19 protein-coding genes are annotated in these 23,607 nt (G+C 48.7%); 5 read left to right on the top strand and 14 right to left on the bottom strand.

From position 1 onward, the window contains the following. Nucleotides 1–43: 43 nt before the first annotated feature. Entirely contained in the window at nt 44–883 is an 840-nt protein-coding gene (fadR, locus tag P2G85_RS09295) for a fatty acid metabolism transcriptional regulator FadR (protein WP_275863817.1), read from the bottom strand. 647 nt (nt 884–1,530) lie between these two features. Between fadR and nhaB the strand changes: the two genes are divergently transcribed. Both nhaB and dsbB read left to right on the top strand, forming a co-directional pair. Beyond that, a complete protein-coding gene (nhaB, locus tag P2G85_RS09290) occupies nt 1,531–3,117 on the top strand; it encodes a Na(+)/H(+) antiporter NhaB (RefSeq protein WP_275863816.1) in 1,587 nt (528 codons plus the stop codon). Nucleotides 3,118–3,199: 82 nt separating this feature from the next. Beyond that, nucleotides 3,200–3,736 (top strand): disulfide bond formation protein DsbB, encoded by a 537-nt coding sequence (gene dsbB, locus P2G85_RS09285; RefSeq protein WP_275863815.1) that lies wholly within the window; start codon nt 3,200–3,202, stop codon nt 3,734–3,736. Between the two features lie 57 nt (nt 3,737–3,793). Here dsbB and P2G85_RS09280 read toward each other — a convergent pair whose 3' ends face one another. Next, nucleotides 3,794–4,402: an SEC-C metal-binding domain-containing protein gene (locus P2G85_RS09280; RefSeq protein WP_275863814.1), complete on the bottom strand. Its 609-nt coding sequence runs from the start codon at nt 4,400–4,402 to the stop codon at nt 3,794–3,796. 159 nt (nt 4,403–4,561) lie between these two features. Between P2G85_RS09280 and dusC the strand changes: the two genes are divergently transcribed. Next, nucleotides 4,562–5,530, top strand: a complete 969-nt coding sequence (dusC, locus tag P2G85_RS09275) for a tRNA dihydrouridine(16) synthase DusC (protein ID WP_275863813.1) — start codon at nt 4,562–4,564, stop codon at nt 5,528–5,530. Between the two features lie 128 nt (nt 5,531–5,658). On the opposite strand, the gene malZ is transcribed toward dusC, so the two are convergent. The 5 genes from malZ to yfbV form a co-directional block, all read right to left on the bottom strand. Beyond that, nucleotides 5,659–7,485, bottom strand: a complete 1,827-nt coding sequence (gene malZ, locus P2G85_RS09270; protein WP_275863812.1) for a maltodextrin glucosidase — start codon at nt 7,483–7,485, stop codon at nt 5,659–5,661. 139 nt (nt 7,486–7,624) lie between these two features. Further along, nucleotides 7,625–8,419, bottom strand: a complete 795-nt coding sequence (locus P2G85_RS09265; protein WP_275863811.1) for an ABC transporter ATP-binding protein — start codon at nt 8,417–8,419, stop codon at nt 7,625–7,627. Then, a complete protein-coding gene (locus P2G85_RS09260) occupies nt 8,416–9,351 on the bottom strand; it encodes an ABC transporter permease (protein WP_275863810.1) in 936 nt (311 codons plus the stop codon). The genes P2G85_RS09265 and P2G85_RS09260 overlap by 4 nt, the downstream gene beginning before the upstream one ends. A 51-nt stretch (nt 9,352–9,402) precedes the next feature. Then, nucleotides 9,403–10,368: an ABC transporter substrate-binding protein gene (locus tag P2G85_RS09255; protein ID WP_275863809.1), complete on the bottom strand. Its 966-nt coding sequence runs from the start codon at nt 10,366–10,368 to the stop codon at nt 9,403–9,405. 382 nt (nt 10,369–10,750) lie between these two features. After that, nucleotides 10,751–11,203 (bottom strand): terminus macrodomain insulation protein YfbV, encoded by a 453-nt coding sequence (gene yfbV, locus P2G85_RS09250; RefSeq protein WP_275863808.1) that lies wholly within the window; start codon nt 11,201–11,203, stop codon nt 10,751–10,753. 345 nt (nt 11,204–11,548) lie between these two features. Here yfbV and P2G85_RS09245 point away from each other — a divergent pair, with 345 nt between their 5' ends. Both P2G85_RS09245 and pta read left to right on the top strand, forming a co-directional pair. Then, entirely contained in the window at nt 11,549–12,745 is a 1,197-nt protein-coding gene (locus tag P2G85_RS09245; RefSeq protein WP_275863807.1) for an acetate kinase, read from the top strand. A gap of 137 nt (nt 12,746–12,882) precedes the next feature. Beyond that, the gene (gene pta, locus P2G85_RS09240; protein ID WP_275863806.1) at nt 12,883–15,027 is read left to right on the top strand and encodes a phosphate acetyltransferase; all 2,145 of its coding nucleotides are present in this window, start codon (nt 12,883–12,885) and stop codon (nt 15,025–15,027) included. A gap of 73 nt (nt 15,028–15,100) precedes the next feature. On the opposite strand, the gene P2G85_RS09235 is transcribed toward pta, so the two are convergent. From P2G85_RS09235 to P2G85_RS09205, 7 genes are all read right to left on the bottom strand, one after another. Continuing rightward, a complete protein-coding gene (locus P2G85_RS09235; protein ID WP_275863805.1) occupies nt 15,101–16,375 on the bottom strand; it encodes an MgtC/SapB family protein in 1,275 nt (424 codons plus the stop codon). A 138-nt stretch (nt 16,376–16,513) separates the two neighbouring features. Then, nucleotides 16,514–17,458, bottom strand: a complete 945-nt coding sequence (locus P2G85_RS09230; RefSeq protein WP_275863804.1) for a glutathione S-transferase family protein — start codon at nt 17,456–17,458, stop codon at nt 16,514–16,516. A gap of 185 nt (nt 17,459–17,643) precedes the next feature. Further along, on the bottom strand, nt 17,644–18,636 hold the full coding sequence (oppF, locus tag P2G85_RS09225) for a murein tripeptide/oligopeptide ABC transporter ATP binding protein OppF (protein WP_275863803.1): 993 nt from the start codon (nt 18,634–18,636) through the stop codon (nt 17,644–17,646). Beyond that, entirely contained in the window at nt 18,633–19,604 is a 972-nt protein-coding gene (locus P2G85_RS09220; protein ID WP_275863802.1) for an ABC transporter ATP-binding protein, read from the bottom strand. Before P2G85_RS09220 ends, oppF begins: the two co-directional genes overlap by 4 nt. Nucleotides 19,605–19,633: 29 nt before the next feature. Further along, nucleotides 19,634–20,536, bottom strand: a complete 903-nt coding sequence (gene oppC / locus P2G85_RS09215) for an oligopeptide ABC transporter permease OppC (RefSeq protein WP_275863801.1) — start codon at nt 20,534–20,536, stop codon at nt 19,634–19,636. A gap of 15 nt (nt 20,537–20,551) precedes the next feature. Next, the gene (oppB, locus tag P2G85_RS09210; RefSeq protein ID WP_275863800.1) at nt 20,552–21,472 is read right to left on the bottom strand and encodes an oligopeptide ABC transporter permease OppB; all 921 of its coding nucleotides are present in this window, start codon (nt 21,470–21,472) and stop codon (nt 20,552–20,554) included. A 105-nt stretch (nt 21,473–21,577) separates the two neighbouring features. Continuing rightward, the gene (locus P2G85_RS09205; protein ID WP_275863799.1) at nt 21,578–23,209 is read right to left on the bottom strand and encodes an ABC transporter substrate-binding protein; all 1,632 of its coding nucleotides are present in this window, start codon (nt 23,207–23,209) and stop codon (nt 21,578–21,580) included. Nucleotides 23,210–23,607: the final 398 nt, after the last annotated feature.

The following is a 23,607-nucleotide window of genomic DNA, read 5'->3' as shown; positions in this document are numbered from 1 at the left end:
CGCAGGCAAGCCTGCGGTTTTGTACTTTTACGCCAATTCGCGGTTAACTGTCATCTTCAGTAAAATTGGTTGGCAGCTGTTTCTTCATCTCATTCCAGATCAACGCACTTTCCATACCGTAGTGACGGATGACGATCGGCAACTGATCACGCTGCCCAGTCTGACAAGTGTCTAGCAACTGGCGATAGAACTTCATTGCCAGCTCCCGTGAAGCTGGATTCGAGAAGTAGTAGCTACCCACTCGATCATACAGTTTCTTCAAACCATTAAAGATCAAACCATAAATCTGGTTACCAGAATGGAATGCTAAACGTTGGAACAACATGTAATCATAGAAGTTAAACGTTTTAGCAATCAGGATTTCCTGACGCTTAGCTTCGTCTTTTTCGTTATCTTCTTTGACACTCTGTAAAATCTTATCCGCATATGGAGAAGCAGCAATAAACTCATCCCATGATTCAGCGCTAATCAACGCTTCACACGACTCAATCACGTTACTGATCGTGCGCTCTGAGTTCTCTTTGTTGGCTTTAAATGCATAGCGCATAAAAATAGGGCTAATATTGGTACGCGCAGCCAACAAATCTTCAACAATGTTACTGGCGTTATCGACGTCTAACGTCATTAAGGTGTCCAAGATATGCAGCCCGGATGTCTCCATAAATTGATTCACTTTAGTTGGTTTACCGTGTTGAATTGTCAACCAACCATCGCGAGCAAGACGCTGCAGCACTTCACGCAATGTCGTTCTTGTCACACCAATCAGCTCTGACAGCTCGCGCTCGGCCGGCAGAATTGAACCTGGCGGAAAACGACCATTCCAAATGCTTTCGATAATGTACTTTTCTGCGAAACCCGCAGGGCTTTTAGCCTTTATGACCATTCTGTTATTTATCCAATACTGATTTCTTTAGGGTCGATGTGACTCATCATACCACTACTTCGTGAATTGCGAAAATTTACGTTCACGAAAATGAAACGAATTCTCAATATAGAGTTAATACTCTATATTGCATACAAGCTTTTATAAAGTCTCAATTTGGAACTAAATCCACAAAACTCGTACTTTGCTTCTATTTAACCGCTCACAAAGTCACAAAAAATAAAGCCTGATGCGTCACATTTTTGAAATTATAATATGCAAAATAAATTTGTATTCTAATCTCAAAAAACTTTGTTAATGTGTATTTTTTCCTGACTGACGTGTAATTAAGATCCTAGATGACATTTTTTATGCTTTTCGTGGTATAGTAGCCGCGAATTGATCGCATCATGGCATAAAAATTAGCAACGTGTCAGGACTATCACGTACAGTTGTTGACTATTAAGTGTCTCCGTGTAGAGTTGCGATCGAAAATGAGCGGTGCTTAAGTTTCAGGGGAAGTAACTTGGCAAAACTACAACAAATGCAAAGGATTGTTGTTTTTCTAAGTTATTGTTTTAAAAGACTAGAGAATAAGTCTAAACAAGCAGAAGCTTAAGTACTAAATTCTAGTGTCTATTCATAATTTAGTTATAAAGAGATTTACCATGCCGATATCGCTCGGAAACGCTTTTATTAAGAACTTTCTTGGTAAAGCGCCTGATTGGTACAAAGTTGCCATTATTTCTTTCCTTATTGTAAACCCAATCGTATTTTTTCTAGTTGACCCCTTCATTGCCGGCTGGTTGCTTGTCGCGGAATTTATCTTCACGCTGGCGATGGCATTAAAATGTTACCCACTTCAACCCGGTGGCTTATTGGCTATCGAGGCGATAGCGATTGGGATGACAAGTCCAGGTCAGGTGAAACATGAGTTGGTGGCTAATATTGAAGTACTGTTACTGCTGATCTTCATGGTGGCAGGTATTTACTTCATGAAACACCTGCTGTTGTTCATCTTCACCAAGATTCTGTTGGGTATCCGCTCGAAATCAATGTTGTCTTTGGCGTTCTGTTTCGCGGCAGCATTTCTTTCTGCCTTCTTAGACGCACTGACCGTTATTGCTGTTGTAATTAGCGTTGCCGTTGGCTTCTATGCGATTTACCACAAAGTGGCTTCTGGTAACCCCATTGGCGATCACGATCACACCAAAGACGATTCGATCACCGAACTGACCCGTGACGATTTAGAAAACTACCGTGCATTCTTACGCTCGCTGCTAATGCATGCCGGTGTTGGTACGGCGTTGGGTGGCGTGACAACCATGGTGGGTGAACCACAAAACCTGATCATTGCCGACCAGGCCAGCTGGCTGTTTGGTGAGTTCCTGATCCGCATGTCTCCGGTGACACTCCCGGTATTTTTCTGCGGTTTGCTAACTTGTGTGTTGGTTGAAAAGCTGAAAATTTTCGGCTACGGCGTAAGACTCCCTAACAACGTACGCCAAATTCTGGTCGACTTTGACCGGGAAGAACGTAAAACACGTACCAACCAGGATGTCGCCAAACTATGGATTCAGGGCATCATTGCCGTTTGGCTGATTGTCGGCCTGGCGCTGCACGTCGCTGCGGTTGGCCTGATTGGTCTGTCGGTGATCATTTTGGCGACTGCTTTCACTGGCATCATTGAAGAGCACCAATTGGGTAAAGCCTTTGAAGAAGCACTGCCATTTACCGCACTTCTTGCGGTGTTTTTCTCGATTGTCGCTGTGATCATCGATCAAGAGTTGTTTAAACCGGTCATCGATGCGGTACTGGCAGTCGAAGATAAAGGTACACAGCTGGCCATGTTCTACGTTGCCAATGGATTACTGTCAATGGTATCGGACAACGTGTTTGTTGGTACGGTTTACATCAACGAAGTCAAAACCGCACTGATGGAAGGGCTGATCACACGTGACCAGTTTGATATGCTGGCAGTAGCGATCAATACCGGTACTAACCTGCCTTCGGTTGCAACTCCGAACGGACAAGCTGCATTCCTGTTCCTGTTGACCTCGACACTGGCCCCGTTAATCCGTCTCTCTTACGGAAGAATGGTACTGATGGCCCTGCCATACACTGTGGTACTGGCGCTGGTAGGTCTGTTTGGCATTGTCTACTTACTTGAGCCGATGACCGCCTCGTTTTACGATGCAGGTTGGATTTCTCATCATGTTGGCACAGCTACACAGGCAGTATCCGGCGGACACTAAGTTTAGTGTTGCGAAATGAACCAATACGCGATAAAAAGCTCTGAGTATTCAGAGCTTTTTATTTTCATACAGGACATGAGCCGTGACCATTTTTTCCTCTCTCAAGCAATTTTCGACAGGACGTCTATCTTGGCTGCTGTTGCTTCTCTTTATCATTTTCTTTGAAGCCTGCGCCCTCTTTTTCCAGCACGTAATGATGTTAGCCCCATGCGTAATGTGTATTTATGAACGCGTGGCAATGCTTGGTATCGGCGCGGCAGCCATGATTGGCCTAATTGCCCCCGCCAACCCCTTTTTCCGCTGGCTTGGTTTGGCAGTGTGGGGAGCGAGCGCCTATAAAGGGCTGGCACTCTCGATGCAACATGTTGATTACCAGTTCAACCCGTCACCTTTTGCCACTTGTGATCTGTTTGTGACGTTTCCAAGCTGGGCTCCTCTCAACCAATGGGCACCGTGGATGTTTGAGGCATATGGCGATTGCAGTAAAATCGTTTGGCAGTTTTTGACCCTGTCTATGCCGCAATGGTTAGTGGTAATTTTTGCCGGTAACCTGATTGCGCTTACCTTTATCGTCATCGCCCAGTTTTTCCGCACTCGGCCGCGTAACCCGATTCGCTAAACCTCGATCAAAAATGCCGACTTTAAGTCGGCATTTTTCTCACAAGTGGGCAGGCGACTATTGGCCGCAACACTGCTTAAATTTTTTGCCACTACCACACGGGCAGGCATCATTGCGCCCGACGCCTTTGAACGGGTTAAGGCTTTGCGACTTGTTCCCCACCATCAGTTCGTCCGCGCCTAACGCCACTTCATTGATCATCAGATCCAACTGTTCGGCTAGATCAACCAACGACGGCGGATTGTCAATACCGGCATCACGCATCTGCTGCTGGGTCTGCGGTTCGTCGATCGCTAACATCATTGTGGTCAGCAACGCCTGAAGCATGCGCTGCAGGCCGTCATTAAGTTCTGCATCTTGCCACTGCTCTTCAAGCATCGGCCAAACCGACATAAATCCTTCCGCGAAATCAGCCAGCCGCTCGGCCTCATTCCGGGTCAGCGACAATGCCGTGTATTCACCGCGCAAGATGGCATTGTGTTGTTTGTGAATCTGCGCTTCAACCTCAGGCTGGATCGCTGCATAGCCCTCGCCCAATAATGGCTCGAGCCAGGATTCCGGCGCAAGTGGTTTAGTGGTCAGATTCGCGGCTAGTACCGCGCCTTCGATAAACAGTGGTGACTCATCAAGTTGAACATCACCTTTTTCAATCAGTGTATATTGCATGAAACCGGGTTCCGCTTAAATTTGCCAGCATTATATACCCAAGTAGCGACAAGGTGCAGCCTTGTTCGCCCCCAAAGCTCCTGACTCTTTTAATGACAAACACCGACGACCTCGCTACAATCGCCATCCCTTAATATCACCCAGGAAAATAGGCGAGTTATGCGAGTTGTATTAGGCCCGATGGAAGGCGTGTTAGACCATTTAATGCGTCAGATCCTGACCGAAATAAACGACTATGATCTGTGTGTCACCGAGTTTGTCCGGGTTATCGACCAGCTTTTACCTGATCATGTTTTTCATCGCCTATGCCCGGAACTCCTGCATGGTTCGCAAACCAAGCCAGGTGTACCGGTACATGTTCAACTGCTCGGGCAGGATCCTGACTGGATGGCCGAAAATGCGGTAAAAGCCGCAGAACTGGGAGCACAGGGCATTGACCTGAACTTTGGCTGCCCGGCTAAACTGGTCAACAAAAGTAAAGGCGGCGCAGCACTGTTACAGCACCCAGAGCTGATCCACCGGGTGGTTAAAGCCTGCCGGGAAGCGGTACCGGACAATATCCCGGTCAGTGCGAAAATCCGTCTCGGCTGGGAAAACCCGCAAGACTGCTTCGAGATTGTCGACGCGATAGAATCAGCCCGCGCCGATGAGCTGACCGTCCATGCCCGCACCAAGCAAGGTGGCTATAAGGCATCTGAAATCAAATGGGACTACATCCGCCAGATCAGAGAGCGTTTCACTATTCCGCTGATTGCCAACGGCGAGATCTGGAACTATGAAGATGGCCAACGCTGTATCGCAACCACCGGGGTGGACTCCCTTATGGTCTGCCGCGGCGCGTTTAACATCCCTAACTTGGGCAATATGGTCAAATACAACCATCAGCCGATGGCGTGGCCGGAAGTGGTGGAACTGTTGATTTATTACTCGGAGTTCGAAATGAAAGGTGATAAAGGCTTGTATTACCCTAACCGGGTCAAGCAGTGGTTCGCCTACCTGCGCCAGGCCTACCCGCAAGCCGCCGAGCTATTCCGCGAGATCCGGACCTTTAATAAAGCCGCTCCGATTGTTGAGCATATCCAGCGCTATCGCGACCAGATTCAACTCAATACCACAGAAGTCGCCTAGCCGGACTGGCTGATATGTGACAGGGAAAACCATCACCCTGTCACAACCTGCTTCCCCTGCTCACTGCAGATGACGTCTTACTCTGTCAGTCACATTACAACGCACAGCCAGTCTTATCCGGCCCATCCTCACTCTATCCGCCAAAGCGCAACTTTCATCGGCGCCATCCCGACATTAAGCGTACGTTCAACCCGTAAATCCACCCCTTCCTCATCCAAGCGGTGCATCCAGCCTGAACTCACGCCTAACTGCCACAGCGGCAGCTCAACATCGGTATCCCGGTTGCTGAAATTCAGCACCACCACGACCGTCTGATCGCCAAGTTGCCTTGCATAGGCGCAATAGTGATCACTACAGGACAACCACTGAAAACTGCCCGATTGCAGCGCCGGGTGTTGCTTGCGGATGGCAATCCACTGCTTGTAAATTTCCAGCCAGCCGGACGTGGCAACCTTCTCCCACGGAAAACAACGACGATTATCCGGATCCAGGCCACCTTCGAGTCCCACTTCACTGCCATAATAAATACACGGCGTACCGACGTAAGTCATCAACAGTGCCAGCGCCAGTTGTACTTTCGCCTTATCGCCGCCCACAAGCGTCAGGAAACGGGCGGTATCATGACTGTCTAGTTGATTGAGCTGTGACAGCTGATTCACAAACGGAATTTTCGCTCTGGCTTCATCAAGCCAAGTTTTAAACTCGGTGACGGTGATATCGATAGGGTCATAGATGATATCCTGCTTGGCAAGCAGCGCACGTACCGGATGGGCAAAACCATAGTAGTTCATCGCCCCATCCTCCTGGCCGCCCTGAAGCCATTGCGATGCTTCAAAAAAGTGCTCACCTAACACATACGCCTCAGAATTGACGGATTTGGTCGCCTGGCGGAAGGCTTGCACATAATGGGCATTGTTCTTCGCCCCTTCGCCTTCCCCCAGCATGTGAATCACATCGAAACGCCAGCCATCAATCAAATAGGGCGGTCTAAGCCAGTGTTTAATCACCGCATTGTCACCCTGATAAATGTAATCCCGGACTTGCTGATTTTTGAAGTTCAGGACTGGCAGATTGCCTATGCCTTTCCAGCCAATATAGCGATTACTGTCACCGTCAAAGAAATAGTAATCACGGTATTCAGATTGCGGATTACCGTAAGCTCCCTGCACTTTCTGGTCAATATCAAACCAAGGGTGATGGGCAGAGGTGTGGTTAAACACCGCATCGAGTACAATTCTCATTCCTCGGCCACGGATTGCGTCACACAAGCGGGCAAACTGCTGGTTATCACCTAGCATAGGGTCAATCGTAAAATAGTCAGTGGTGTCATACTTGTGGTTGCTGGGTGACTGGAACAGCGGATTAAAGTAAAGCGCAGTTACCCCTAGCTCGGCCAGATAGCCAAGCTTGCTCTCAATTCCAACCAGATCCCCGCCAAAAAACTCACGCGCCCCGGTGTCACTGTGGCTGCCAACTGCCTCTCCCCACGCTTTGACTAATGCGTGCTTATCGTAGCTGGCGTAGCGGTGTTTAATTTGGGTCGTGGTTTGGCTGGCACAAAAACGATCGGGGAAAATCTGATAAAAAACCTGATGCTGTACCCACTCAGGAGGCTGCTGTTCGCTATTGAGCTTAAAATGATATTCTTTGGCAGGCATGCGCTTTTGCACTCCCCGGCCATCTAACCAATACTGTTGTCCACCGTAAAGTAACTTAAACACATAGTGGGTAATGTCCCTATCGTGGTTCGCTTTGAAGGTGGCTCTCCAGAGACTAAGCTCCCCGCTATTACCACAGCACTCCATCGGAATAAGGTACTCTTCATTGTCGGGTTCACAACGGACATAAACCTCATCAAAAGCGATGGCTTCGGTTTTTAAGACAACCGTAATTTGATCAACATCGACACTCAGGCCATCTTGAGTCTGGCTATGAAAAATAAATGGAAGGGACATGGCAAAGGCTCTTGGTTGGGTAATATGCAACTATATTAACCGAGAGCCACGTAAGGCAAATCCTCCCCACGAAATTAGTTGGGTTTAAAATTCCGCGAGGAGAATCACGCTTGGTAGGCGTAGCAATCAAACCCGGCGACTAGTTAAGCAGAAGACTGTCATCCGTAAGCGCTTCACCACGTACTTTTGAGAACATTTCCAATAAATCAGAAACTTGCATACTTTCCCTTTGCTCACCAGCAACATCCAATACGATTTCGCCCTGATGTAGCATTACCGTACGGTCACCACACGCAAGTGCGTCCTTCATCGAATGGGTCACCATCATTACGGTTAAATTAAACTCTTTGACAATGCGTTTGGTCAGCTCAATGATGAACGCGGCCATGCGCGGATCGAGGGCTGCAGTGTGCTCATCCAGCAGCAACAACTTACTCTCTGATAACGTCGCCATCACCAAACTGACCGCCTGACGCTGGCCACCAGAAAGCAAGCCAATATTGTCACCAAGCCGGTCTTCTAAACCCAGGCCAAGAATACTGATGCGTTCCTGAAATAACTTACGTCGCTGTGATGACAGTGCTAATCGCCAGCCTCTGCGCTTGCCGCGCATATATGCCAGTGCCATATTCTCTTCAATGGTTAAGTCACCACAAGTTCCGGCCAACGGATCCTGAAACACCCGAGCACATTGCGACGCACGCTGGGCTACCGTCTGGCGGGTTACATCCTGCCCTGCAATAATCACACTACCACCAACCATCGATGTTTCTCCGGTCACGGCACCGAGTAAGGTTGATTTGCCCGCCCCATTCGAACCGATGACCGTCAGAAACTGATGCTGCGGTACTTCGAGTGAAACACCAGTCAGCGCTTTATTCTCTAATACCGTACCCGGATTAAACGTAACCTGAATATCATTAAGTTGGATCATAACGCCGCCCCCGAGTCACTATTTTTGCCAGTCTGCGCCGCCGCAGACAGGCGTTGCTTAGCGAGCAAACGCTTTTTCAGCTTCGGCGCAATCAAAGCAACCGCGACTAATAGCGCAGTAACCAGATTTAAGTCTGATGCTTGTAAACCAAACATGCCCGAACTTAGCGCAAACGCCACTGCCAGACGGTACAACACCGACCCAACAATCACGGCCAACACCGCGACCCATATTTTACGCCCGGGGATCAGGGTTTGACCCAAAATCACCGCGGCTAACCCGACCACTATGGTTCCAACGCCGGAGGTTACATCAGCAAAACTGTTGGTCTGGGCAAACAAGGCACCCGCAAAGCCGACAAAGCCGTTTGACAGCGCCAGCCCAAAATAAGTGTAAAAGGCCGTTTCAGCCCCCTGCGCGGAAACCATGCGCGCATTCACCCCGGTCGCACGCAGACCTAAACCAAAATCACTGTTAAGCAAACGCACCACCAACAGCGCAGACAGCAGCACTATCCCCCCTACCACCAGCGGACGTATCAACATCGGCTCACCCAGGGACTCAAACGGGGTCAGCAAGGTCTCTTCACCCAACAAGGCGATATTTGGTTTACCCATAATCCGAATGTTGATCGAAAACGCGGCGATCATGGTCAGGATCGAGGCCAGTAAATGCAAAATACCGCACCGAACCGCAAGAAATGCGGTAACCCAGCCAGTCATGGCACCGGCGATGATTGCCATCCCGGTTGCCAGCCAGGGGTTAATTCCGGCGACAATCGCCGTTGCAGCGACCGCTGCGCCCATCGGAAAGCTACCGTCAACGCTTAAGTCAGGAAAATCCAGCACCCGGAAAGTCAGGTATACCCCTAACGCAACCAACCCATAAAGCAAACCAATTTCCAGCGCACCAAAAAAAGCAAATGCAGACATAACGACTCCTTTCTGCATAAATCGGGACGGCGCAGCCGCCCCGGATGAGATTTACTTCACGCTCGTGGCGCGCTGTACCACAGAATCTGGCAGGCTAATACCCAGCTTACTCGCAGCTTCCTGGTTAATCACCAGATCAGAACCAGTGGCGACTTTGACATCCAGTTTTCCCGGGGCCTGACCTTCAAGAATGGCCGCCACATAGTCTGCGGTTTGCACCCCGACCTGATAGTAGTCAAAACCAAGACTGGCAATCGCCCCTTTCTCCACATAAGAGGTGGCGCCACCAAAGACCGGCGTTTTCGCCTGGTTAGCAGCAACAATCATTCCTTCGATGGCACTGGCCACAGTATTATCGGTTGGTGCATAGATCACATCAGATTTTGCCGAAATCGCCTGAGTCGCCGATTGCACATCCGCACTCTTTAGTGCCGTTGCTTCAAGCACATTAATGCCTTTTGCGGCAGCACTCTGTTTAAGCAGCGCCACCAAGGTTACGGCGTTCGCTTCTCCCGGATTAAACACCACACCGATATTTTTTACCCCCGGGATGATTTCTTGAATCAAATCCACATGCTGAGCAACCGGAGAAAGATCGGACAAACCCGTGACATTACTCCCCGGCTGAGTCATCGATTTCACCAGTTTCGCCCCAACCGGATCAGTAACCGCCGTAAACACCACGGGAATTGAGCGTGTTGCCGAAACCAGCGCTTGCGCAGACGGTGTCGCGATCCCCACCAGAACATCCGGATTTTCACCAACAAACTGGCGTGCGATCTGAACGGCTATCGCTGGGTTACCCTGAGCGGTCTTATAATCAAACTCAAGATTTTTTCCTTGCTCATAGCCCTTACTTGCCAGGCCATCAAGCAAGCCCTGCCTGGTTGCATCCAACGCCGGGTGCTCAACAATCTGTGAAACGGAAACTGTCACGGTTTTGGCGAAAACGGCGCTGGAAGTAAATAGAGTTGACACGCCCAATACGGCGGTCGTAACTACGCTTTTTATGTTCATCATAGCTCCTTGATGTATCGTCGTCCTTGGCCCCGGTCACTGAGATCATTGCAGAACTTCAGCTGTGGGGAGAGGCGGATGGATGTCGTGTTTGTCCTGTGCACTTTTTGTGCATCTGTTGCTCATTATTACCTGTAAATTACAGTAATGAAAAGAGAGATTTAACAACAAGACAACATTTGTGGTCGCAGATTGCTTTGCTGCCAGCCAGACATCACCACTACCTAACGCCCGAAGGGCCGTTCACCAAGTGGTGGCACAGCATATGAGAAGACTGCATATCAGAACAATAAGGTAACAGGAGCACCTCAGCGCACAGGCTCCTATCGGGGGAAGGGGTTGGAATAGTGTAAGTTCGTCGTCCGGCGATATACCAGCTTGCCTAAAACCAGCGTTCCAATGCGCTTTTGTCCAGCTGACGAAACGCACGGTTCAAAATGACTGCCAATTCTTTATAACGGGGTCTTGCCTTAGCCGGCTCGAGCGCGAAGCCAGTTTCGGTGATCTTTTGATGTAACTCGTGATACCAGGAGGCCAGTGCCGGTGGCAGCTTGGTGTTGGAACGGTTGCCGAGCCACCAAAATCCCTGCAAGGGCAGGCTGATAGCAAACAACGCAATAACGATCGCCTGGGGCAGTGCCTGATAGTTATTGAACGCCATTTGGGTCAGCACGCTAATTGCGGCAACAGCCGGCATCAGCTTCACCGCAAAACGTGTCGCTTTAATAATACGCTGCTCAGGAAATATGGCATTCAGCTCTTTACGGATCGGCCATATCTCCATGTAATGCTGGCCGTCTTTCAGGCTATGGATCAATCCGACTTTATTACTCATACCGCTCTCTCACTAAAAAATAGTTGAACATTTCAACTTTAGACGCAAAAAATTGATGAAAGTTAATATTCTTTCAAAATATTTTTGTTATCATTGGCCATTATCGCTATCCTTTGCAGGCCCTCAATCTCATTGTTGCCGTTATTTACAATTTAAGCAACTTTGAGAACCCTATCTGCACGGATTGCGCCATAGTGGTGAATGGGTTCATCACTATTGTTTATACGGAATTAAAGCATTTTTTTGACCAGGATTAGTACGCAGTCTTTACGCCTTCGGCTATTCTTGTGATTAATTTTCATCCTTAACTGATTTTTTTATCAGACGAATAACAGGTAGTCATACATGTCTAAGCTAGTTTTAGTTTTAAACTGCGGTAGTTCTTCTCTTAAATTTGCTGTTGTTGATGCCGAGAACGGCGACGAGCATCTATCAGGTCTTGCTGAGTGTCTTCACCTTCCTGAAGCACGTATCAAGTGGAAACTTGACGGCAAACACGAAGCCCAATTAGGTAACGGTGCAGCACACGAAGAAGCACTAGCGTTCATGGTAGAAACTATTCTTGCTTCCAAGCCAGAGCTTTCTGAGAACCTAGGTGCAATCGGTCACCGCGTGGTACACGGCGGCGAGCAGTTCACTCAGTCTGCACTTATCACTGACGATGTGCTAAAAGGTATCGAAGACGCTGCTACTTTCGCTCCGCTTCACAACCCAGCACACATCATTGGTATCAAAGCAGCGAAAAAATCTTTCCCGGCACTAAAAAATGTTGCTGTGTTTGATACTGCTTTCCACCAAACCATGCCTGAAGAAGCATACCTGTACGCTCTTCCATACAACCTATACAAAGAGCACGGCATCCGTCGCTACGGTGCTCACGGCACTTCTCACCTGTTCATTACTCGCGAAGTTGCAAGTCTCCTTAACAAGCCAGTTGAAGAAGTAAACATCATCAACTGTCACCTGGGTAACGGCGCATCGGTATGTGCAATCAAGAACGGTAAATCTGTAGACACTTCTATGGGTCTGACTCCTCTTGAAGGCCTGGTAATGGGCACACGTTGTGGTGACCTGGATCCTGCAGTTATGTTCCACCTACACGACAAGTTAGGCATGAGCGTTGATGAAATCAACACTATGTTCACTAAAGAGTCTGGCCTGCTAGGTCTGACCGGCGTTACTTCTGACTGCCGTTTCGTTGAAGACAACTACGGCGAAAAAGAAGAAGCAACTCGAGCAATGGACGTATTCTGCCACCGTCTGGCTAAATACGTTGCAGGTTACACTGCAACACTAGAAGGTCGTCTGGATGCTATCGTCTTCACTGGCGGTATCGGCGAGAACTCTGGCCCGATCCGTGAAATGGTTCTAAACCGTCTGGGTATCTTCGGTATTGAAGTTGATAACGAAGCTAACCTTAAAGCTCGTTTCGGCGGTGAAGGCGTTATCACGACTGAAAACAGCCGTATCCCTGCAATGGTTATCTCTACTAACGAAGAGCTAGTAATTGCTGAAGACACTGCACGCCTGACAGGTCTTTAATTAATCTAACCGGCTGGCGAAGCTTGTCCCAAGTCCCCGTCAGCCGGTGTTCTCTCCCAGGGGCTTAACTCCTATTCTTAGTTTCGCTAGGAATACGCAGTTAAGCTTTTATCCAAATAGCTAAAGGTACTCCACGAATGTCTCGTACTATTATGCTTATCCCTGCAAGTGCTGGTGTTGGTCTGACCAGTGTAAGCATGGGTGTGCTTCGCGCTATGGAGCGCAAAGGCGTTAAGGTTTCTTTCTACAAGCCAATTTGTCAGCCGCGCAGCGGCGGTGATCAGCCTGATCTGACTTCAACCATCGTTGGCGCAAACAGCGATATGAAGATCGGTGAGCCGATGACAATGTCGATTGCAGAAAGCTTGATCGGTAACGACAACATGGATGAGTTGCTGGAAACGGTCGTAGAGCGTTTCAACCAAATCAACCAAGACGCAGACGTTACCCTTATCGAAGGTCTGGTTCCGACCCGTAAACACCCATTTGCCAACCAGGTGAATGCGGAAGTTGCCGCGACACTAGGCGCAGAAATTGTCTTAGTTGCCACACCAGGTACAGACAATCCTGCACAGCTGAAAGAGCGTATCGAAGTTGCATGTTCTAACTTCGGCGGTACCAAGAACAAAAACATCTCCGGCGTTATTATCAACAAACTGAACGCTCCGGTTGATGAAGCAGGCCGTACTCGCCCTGACCTTTCTGACATCTTTGACGATGCAGACAGCGCTCAGCAAAGCGAAATGAAAGTAATGGAGATCTTCAACACCTCTCCGATTCGTGTACTTGGCTGCGTACCGTGGAACATCGACCTGATCGCGACACGTGCCAACGATATGGCAGAACACCTTAACGCTGAGATCATCAACCAAGGTGATATTAACACTCGCCGTATCAAGAGCATCACTTTCTGTGCGCGTTCTCTGCCGCACATGATTGAGCACTTCAAGCCTGGCTCTCTGCTGGTGACGTCTGCTGATCGTCCTGACGTTATCGTAGCGGCATCTCTGGCAGCAATGAACGGCGTAGAGATCGGTGCAGTTCTGCTAACCGGTGGCTACGATCTGCCTAGCGAGATCGCAAACCTGTGTAAACCAGCCTTTGAAACCGGCCTGCCTATCTTTAAAGCACAAGGTAACACCTGGCAGACATCTCTGAACCTGCAGAGCTTTAGCCTGGAAGTACCGGCAGACGACAAAGAGCGTATCGAGTTCATCAATGACCACGTTGCCGGCCACATCGACGGTAACTGGATTGAATCCATGACCGAAGGTTCAGAGCGTTCACGTCGCCTGAGCCCACCAGCATTCCGTTACCAGCTAACTGAGTTCGCTCGCAAAGCTGGCAAGCGCATCGTTCTTCCTGAAGGCGATGAGCCACGTACCGTGAAAGCAGCGGCTATCTGTGCTGAGCGTGGCATTGCAGAATGTGTGCTTCTGGGTAACCCTGAAGAAATCCGTCGCGTTGCTGCACAACAAGGTGTTGAGCTAGGTGCCGGTGTCCAAATCATTGATGCAGATGCTATCCGTGAAAACTACATTGCTCGTCTGGTTGAGCTACGTGGCGCGAAAGGTATGACTGAAGTTGTAGCACGTGAGAAGCTGCAAGATTCAGTATTCCTGGGCACTATGATGCTTGAAAACGATGAAGTAGACGGCCTGGTTTCTGGTGCGGTTCACACGACAGCGAACACTATTGTTCCTCCGTTCCAAATCATCAAAACAGCACCTAACGCATCTATCGTATCTTCAGTATTCTTCATGCTTCTGCCTGATCAAGTACTGGTTTACGGTGACTGTGCAATCAACCCGGATCCAACAGCTGAACAGCTGGCTGAAATCGCTATTCAATCTGCTGATTCAGCAGCAGCATTCGGTATCGATCCACGCGTTGCAATGATCTCTTACTCTACTGGTGAATCTGGTAAGGGTGCAGACGTTGATAAAGTACGTGAAGCAACCAAACTCGCTCAAGAGAAACGTCCGGATCTAGTAATCGACGGCCCGCTGCAGTACGACGCAGCTATCATGGAAAACGTTGCCGCTTCGAAAGCGCCAAACTCTCCAGTAGCAGGTAAGGCAACAGTATTCGTATTCCCAGACCTAAACACTGGTAACACGACTTACAAAGCGGTACAACGCAGTGCAGACCTGGTATCTATCGGTCCAATGCTGCAAGGTATGCGCAAGCCAGTAAACGACCTGTCTCGCGGCGCACTAGTCGACGACATCGTGTACACCATCGCACTAACAGCTATCCAGGCAGACCAGGAAGCAAAATAATCGCTTCGCTAATTTGATTGGAAAATTCAAAGCCCTCGATTCGTCGAGGGCTTTTTGGTATCTGCCACCCGACTCAATACATGAATAAAAACAGCACACCACCGACCAATACACAGCCAATCATCACCGGCGCCACTCGATGCCATAGTTTTTTTTCGCCAATGGCCAGTACCATGCCCATCTTCACCAGCGTATTAACCGAAGCAGCAATAATGATCCCGAGAGCGGCAGTGGTCACACTCAGGGTCAGGGTACTCTGGCGCCCAAGTGTCAGCGAAATAGCATCAACGTCGGTAATGCCCGACAAGGCCGACAGCATCAGTACCCCGGCACTACCAAACCATTCAGACAAGGCGTGAGACAGCAACATGATCACCGCCAGCACAATGCCGAAGAACAGTGCCGATTGAAGCGCCAGCGGATTGGTTTGCTTATCGAGCTGTTCTACTTGTTCGACTCTACTCCTACGCCAAATCCACCAGGCAGGTAAATATAACGCCGCCATCATGGCCATCACGATGGGCCAAAGCAATTTAACCAACTGAGGATTGATCACCGACAAGATGATCAGTAACCGCGGAAACATTGTTCCGCAACTGAGTAAAATACCACTGGCCAGTAACGGGCTAATATGCGGCTGTTCGCGCGACAAATGGGAAAACTGCAAGGTTAACGCGGTTGAAGAACTCAAACCGGCGAACACCGAAGTAAATAAAATGCCCCGCTTGGCACCGCCAATTTTGATCGCAAAATAACCAACGAAGGAAATACTGGCGATCAGCACCACCATCCACCAGATCTCATACGGGTTGAGTGCTTGCCACGGTCCGTACCCCCGATCAGGCAGCAGAGGCAATACCACGATAGAAATCATCAATAAACTGAGCGCTGCATCCAGCTCATACTCTTGTAGCCGTTGCAATGCCTGGTGCAGTTCCTTTTTGTTGTCCAGCACTATCGCAGTGATCACCGCGGCGGCAGCCGCCACCGCCATTTCTCCAGATACCGCCAGGCTGCCCGCGACAAATGTCACCAGCAAACTCACCACCCCGGTGATACTGATATCTTTACTGCCACGGAGACGGATAACAAATGAGATGCAGGCCAGCGCCACCAGCGCCAGAAGCGCAAAGCCCAATAGCAATGGTGAGTATATCCGGGCCAGGATCGCGACCAGTCCGCCCAGAAGAGCGACCAGTGAGTAGGTACGAATTCCGGCCGTTCGGCTGCCTTCAACCCGATTGCGCAGCACCCAGCCCCTTTGCGTACCGACAATCGCGCCAAGCAACAAGGCAATAAACAAATCCCAGATCAGGTTCCCACCACTGACCATTTGCTCAATGTTCATACTCCCCCTAGCCCAATTATTAACGCCTTATCATAAGTTTAGGCGTTAAAAGAAAAGTTTCTGAGATAGAGGGAAAATTTGCTTGATGGGGATACACTGCCAGGTGCTCTCCACCTGGCGAGTTTTGCACCTTACCAGCTAAAGGGCCTGACGGCCGTGCGGTGAATCCAGATCCAGCTCAGGGCCTTTCGGCACCACCTGAGAGGGATTAATAGAAGTATGGCTGAAGTAGTAATGGCGCTTAATATGATAAAAATCCGTCGTTTCGGCGATACCTTCAATCTGGTAAAGCTCTTTCAGATAACCGTGCAAATGCGGATAATCAACGATGCGCTGTTTATTACATTTAAAATGCCCGACGTAGACAGCATCAAAGCGGATCAGGGTAGTAAACAAGCGCCAGTCGGCCTCGGTGATCCGGTTACCTGCGAGGTAGCGCTGCGTAGCCAGATGGGCATCCAGTCGGTCCAGAGCGGCAAACAGCGAATCATAAGCTTCTTCATACGCCTCCTGGGTAGTGGCGAACCCGCAGCGATACACACCATTATTCACATTCGGGTAAATGAAGTCGTTCCATTCATCAATCGTACGCTGTAATGACTGAGGATAGTAATCATCATGATTGCCCGTCAAATCGTTAAACGCAAAATTGAACATGCGGATGATTTCCGAAGACTCATTGGAAACAATCGTGTCGGTTTTCTTATCCCACAGCAGTGGCACCGTAACCCGACCGGTATAATCCGGCTTAGCCTGGGTATACATCTGGTGCAGGCGGGTATGGCCGAAAAGAGGTTCAGGCAGTCCCATCTGCCAGCCCTCACTGAGCATATCCGGGCAGACAACGGTCACATCGATATGCTTTTCCAACCCCTTAATCTTGCGAAAGATCAGCGTACGGTGGGCCCAGGGACAAGCGAGGGAGACATACAGGTGATAACGTCCGGATTCGGGCTGGTAAGTAGCATCTGGCTGATCCACGATCCAATTACGGAAGCCGGCATCTTCCCGTACAAATTTCCCGCCACTGCTTTTGGTGTCGTACCACACGTCGTGCCATACACCATCGATCAGTTTGCCCATACCTTAGCTCCTCATCTGTTGTTTTGTTCATACTAAAAGGAATGGGGCAAGAAAACAGCGTACTGCTTAGGTCATGTTATTCAGAAAATTTGAATAAACAGACTAACCATGATCAGTACTGCAAACATAAAAAAAGCGCGACCCTACTAAGGAGCCGCGCTTAAGCCCGTCACAGGCTGAATAGATTATACTGACACGTGCAGACAGGACACCGAGTGCAAGTCTGAGCCCTGTATCACTGGCTTGGTTTTCGCACACTCTTCTGTTGCCTGAGGGCAACGGGTGCGGAACACACAGCCAGAAGGCGGACTGATCGGCGACGGCAGATCGCCTTCCAACATCTGGATGACTTTCTCACGCTCAATTTTCGGATCCGGGATTGGCACCGCTGACATCAGGGCACGGGTGTAAGGGTGTTTCGGATCCGCAAACAGCGCTTCGGCTTCACCCAGTTCAACCGCATTGCCTAAATACATCACCAAAACACGATCAGAAATGTGTTTTACCACTGACAAGTCATGGGCAATAAAAACCAGTGACAGGCCGAGCTCTTTTTGCAGTTCTTTAAGCAGGTTGACCACCTGAGCCTGAATCGATACATCCAGTGCTGATACCGGCTCGTCACAGATGATCATTTTCGGTTTGAGGATCAGCGCACGGGCAATACCGATACGCTGACACTGACCACCGGAAAACTCGTGCGGGTAACGGTTGATCACGTTCGGTAACAGGCCCACTTTAGCCATCATTTCTTTAACGCGATCTTTAACCTCTTGCTTTGACAGCTCAGGATAAAAGGTTTCCAGTGGCTCAGCGATAATATCACCCACCGTCATACGCGGGTTAAGTGACGCCAGCGGATCCTGGAAAATCATCTGGATTTCTTTACGCGTTTCGCGGCGCTGGACGTCCTTCATCTTAGTCAGATCGCGTCCCATCCATACGACCTCGCCATCGGTCGCTTCTACCAGGCCGATAATGGCGCGGGCAAAGGTGGATTTACCACAGCCCGACTCCCCTACCACACCCAGGGTTTCGCCTTCATAAAGACGGACGTTCACCCCGTCAACCGCTTTAAGGTTGGATGGTTTGCTCCATGGCCAGGCGGACTTAGATGCAATACTAAAATGCACTTTCAGGTTTTTAACATCCAGAATTATTTTTTTATCGGCACTCATTTTTTCCAAGCCTCCCAATCAGAAAAACATGCTCGCTGACGGCCTTGGGCAAAGGCTGTCAGGCTTGGCGCTTCACGCTTACAACGATCCATCACACGGTGACAGCGCTCTTGATAAGGGCAGCCCGGTGGCAGACGCAGTAAGTTAGGCGGGTTGCCAGGAATGGTTGGCAGGATTTCGCCTTCGGTATCCAAACGCGGGATGGCTTTCAGCAAACCTTCTGCGTATGGGTGGCTTGGATTGTAAAAGATTTCATCAACCGTACCGTACTCCATGGTACGGCCGGCATACATCACCAGCACTTTGTCACAAGAGCCGGCAACCACCCCCAGATCGTGGGTGATCATAATAATTGCCGTATTAAACTCACTTTTCAGCTCATTCAGCAGATCCATGATCTGCGCCTGAACAGTTACGTCCAACGCGGTAGTCGGTTCATCAGCAATCAGCAACTTCGGACGACACAACAGTGCCATCGCGATCATTACGCGCTGGCGCATACCGCCGGAAAACTCATGCGGATACATAGTAATACGCTTACGCGCTTCAGGGATCTTCACCGCTTCCAGCATACGTACTGACTCTTCGAACGCTTCGGCCTTGCCCATACCCTTATGCAGCATCAACACTTCCATCAGTTGATCACTGACTTTCATATAAGGGTTGAGTGAGGTCATTGGATCCTGAAAGATCATCGCGATCTGCTCAGCACGGACCTTGTTCAGTTCTTTTTCCGGCAAGTTAAGAATTTCTTTGCCTTCAAATTTCGCACTGCCGGAGATAATACCGTTTTTCGCCAGCAGCCCCATGATAGAGAATACCGTCTGTGATTTACCGGAACCGGATTCACCAACAATACCCAACGTCTCTCCTTGTTCCAGAGAGAAGTTCAAATCGTTTACTGCAGTGACGATACCATCTTGAGTGGTAAATTCGACGCGCAGATCTTTGACATCTAATAAACTCATGATTACTTCCTCAATCTTTCTAATTCTATTTATCTGTCTTTCGGATCCAGCGCATCGCGCAGACCATCACCAACGTAGTTAAAGCAGAATAGAGTCACAACCATGAATGCCGCAGGGAATGCGAGCTGCCAGATTGCCACTTCCATGGTTTGCGAACCTTCTTGCAGAAGTGCGCCCCAGCTTGTCATTGGCTCCTGAACACCCAGACCAAGGAATGAAAGGAAAGATTCTGTCAGAATCATACTTGGGATAAGCAGTGTCGAGTAAACAGCCACAATCCCCAAGACGTTTGGTACGATGTGGCGGGTAATGATCTTCCAGTTGCTCACACCACATACGTGGGCGGCTTCGATAAACTCTTTACTGCGCAGGCTTAACGTCTGGCCACGTACGATACGCGCCATATCCAGCCATGCGATCGCGCCGATCGCGACAAAAATCAACACAATATTACGCCCAAAGAAGGTAACCAGTACGATAACCAGGAACATAAACGGTACTGCGTAAAGAATTTCAAGAATACGCATCATGATCCGGTCTACCTTGCCGCCAATAAAGCCGGAAGCCGCGCCGTAAAGCGTACCAATCAATACCGCAACGAATGCGCCCATCACACCGACCATCAGCGAGATACGGCCACCGATCAAGGTACGTACATATAAGTCTCGACCAAGGCTGTCAGTGCCGAACCAGTGTTCAGCATTCGGCCCGACGTGCATGGCATACCAGTCGGTATCGTCAAAGGCATATGGGGCAACCATTGGCAGGAAGATCACTGCCATTGTCATGATAAAGAGGATGAACAGGCTCACCATCGCCGCTTTGTTACGCATAAAACGGATACGGGCGTCTTGCCATAGACTGCGACCTTCAATCTCTAAGTTCTCAGAGAATTTCTCAATCGCTTCTAGGTTTTCTTTTTTCGTCAACATAACCAAACTTCCCTGTTAGTAGCGAATTTTCGGGTCAATCATTGCAAGTAAAATATCTACAATCGCATTAAATAAAATAAAGAGGAAACCAATCAGAATGGTCACACCCATTACAAGCGAGTAGTCGCGGTTAAATGCTGCGTTAACGAACAATTTACCAATCCCTGGCAGGCCAAAGATGGTTTCAATAACTACAGAACCGGTGATGATACCTACGAACGCCGGGCCCATGTAAGACACAACAGGCAATAGTGCTGGTTTCAGTGCGTGCTTGATGATGATATAGCGGTAGCTCAACCCTTTAGCCCGGGCAGTACGGATAAAGTTACTGTTAAGCGTTTCAATCATTGAACCGCGGGTAATACGGGCAAACGTGGCAACGTACAACAGGGACATACCGATCACGGGAAGAACTAAGTATTGCCAACTGCCATCAAACCATCCCCCGGCCGGGAACAAGTTCCAGTGCAGTGAGAACAGATAGATCAGCGCCGGTGCCAAAACGAATGATGGCATTACCACGCCCAGCATGGCGGTAGACATAATGGTGTAGTCAACCCAGGTATTATGCTTCAAGGCGGCAATCGTCCCGACACTCACCCCAAGAATGACCGTAAAGATAAACGCGATGAAACCGACTTTCGCCGAGACTGGCAATGCGACGGCAATCAACTCATTTACTGTATAATCTAAGTATTTGAATGATGGACCAAAGTCACCTTGAATGACGTTGGTCAGGTAAGTGGTATATTGCTCAAAAACGGGCTTATCCAGACCGTATTTTGCTTCAATATTCGCCATAACTTCTGGCGGTAGTGGACGCTCACTCGAGAATGGGTTACCCGGTGCGAAACGCATGAGAAAGAAAGATACGGTGATCAATACCAACATTGTTGGGATCGCCTCAAATATCCTTTTCGCGATGAATTTAAACATAAACTCACTCTTTCAGTCTGTGACAGTTAATTTAAATGAACTAGACGCTGCATGCGACAATTCGCATGCAGTGCCTTATTTTTTTATAGTCTTTAAGCTAATTTTTTAGTTAGCTTTGATGTAAAGATCTTTGGTGTAGATCTTCTCTTCCGCGTTATTGGATGGGAAACCACCAACGTGCGGATTAAGTAGACGTGAACGAACATACTGGTAAATAGGTGCAATTGGCATTTCTTTTGCCATCAGCTTTTCTGCGTCCATGTAGATTTGAGTACGTTCAGCTTCTGAAGTCGACTTAAGTGCTTTGTCGATCAGTGCATCGTACTCTTTACTGCCCCAGTGCTGACCACCAGTGGTGTTCGAGCTAACCATCAGGGTTAGGAATGAAGAGGCTTCGTTGTAGTCACCACACCAGCCAGCGCGTGCTACTTCAAAGTCACCTTGGTCTTTAGAAGATAGGTAAGTTTTCCACTCTTGGTTTTCTAACGTAACGTTCAGACCCAGAGTCTTCTTCCACATTGAACCCAGCGCAACCGCCAGCTTTTTGTGGTTTTCGTTAGTGTTGTATAGAAGGTTGAATTTTAGTGGATTATTTTTGCCGTAACCCGCTTCTTCAAGCAGACGTGCCGCTTCAGCATTGCGCTCTTTTTGCGTCATCTTGCCGTAAACAGGCAGCTCTGGGTCAAAGTGTGCGGTGATCTCCGGCGTTAGGAAATAAGCCGGTTTCTGACCTTGACCAAGAATGGCGTTAGCAACAATGTTACGGTCGATCGCGTAAGAAATTGCTTTACGTACACGTACATCATTGAACGGCTCTTTCTTAGTGTTAAAAGAGTAGTAGTAAGTACACAGGCTGCCTTCCACCGATACTGACTCTGGGTGCTCTTTCTTAAGACGTTTGAAGTGCTCAGTTGGCAACGTTGAGGTAAAGTCGATTTCACCCGATAGGAAACGGTTCATTTCCGCAACAGCGTTTTCAATTGGCAGGAAGGTTACCTTGTTAATAACGGTTTTCGCGTTATCCCAGTAATTGGTGTTACGCACCAGTTCCATACGCTCGTTAACTACCCAGTTATTTACCACGTAAGCGCCGTTACCGACAAAGTGTTCAGGTTTGGTCCAGTGATCACCAAACTTTTCAACAGTTGCCTGGTGCACTGGTTTCATGGTTGTGTGACCAGTCATCATCACAAAATATGGAACGGCTGTGTCAAGCTCAACCACAAGCGTGTGCTCATCAAGTGCTTTCACACCCAGCTCACTCTTATCTTTTTTACCCGCGACAATCCCTTTCGCGTTTTTCATCTTGGTGTATTCCATATACCAAGAGTATGGTGACGCCGTCGCAGGATCGACAGCACGCTGCCAGCTGTAAACAAAGTCCTGTGCCGTTACCGGATCACCGTTAGACCATTTGGCATCTTTACGTAGGTGGAAAGTAAACGTCTTGTTATCTTCAGTTTCCCAACTTTCCGCCACACCAGGAATCGTATTACCGTCAGCATCCTGGTTCACCAAGCCTTCAAGTAAGTCACGAATTACGTGTGACTCTGGTACACCTTGAGATTTGTGTGGGTCGATGGTCGCAACTTCTGTCCCGTTACCACGAACAATTTCTTGTTTATCGGCAAGTTTAGTACCTGCTGGGACGTCAGCAGCAAGTGCGGAAGTAGAAGTGGCAGCAACGGCCAGACCAGCGCCTAGAAGAAGGGCTTGGGTGATTTTATTCTTGTACATGCATAAACTCCGAGTTTTTCATTAGCATCCATGACTTCTCTGCACGGGACTGGAACGGTCAGCATTTTAGAGTTTTTTAGAGCACTTTTTGAGCACAAAACCCTAAAATCATGCAAAGATTGCAGCACACATTAGCAATCATTGAAGTAATTTGCCATAAAAATGTAGCAAAAAAACTAATAATATTACTAATAAGGTACATATTCAGTATGAAACACTGGCTTCAGAGCAGTACCTAGAGAATTAAAAACCAATACACTTCCGTGGCAGTAAAAACTTTCAATTAATCTAAAATTACACTTTTTCCTAGCATCTTATACTGGATATATCGCGTTTACTTAACATTTTAGATAAACAAAGTCGAATTATTTGTTGCAGATGTTTTGTCGAAAGGTGTT

The sequence above is a fragment of the Vibrio sp. CAU 1672 genome (assembly GCF_029223195.1).
GTDB lineage: Bacteria > Pseudomonadota > Gammaproteobacteria > Enterobacterales > Vibrionaceae > Vibrio.
The sequence above is the reverse complement of the archived record's forward strand: the minus strand, read 5'-3'. Positions and strand labels throughout refer to the sequence as shown.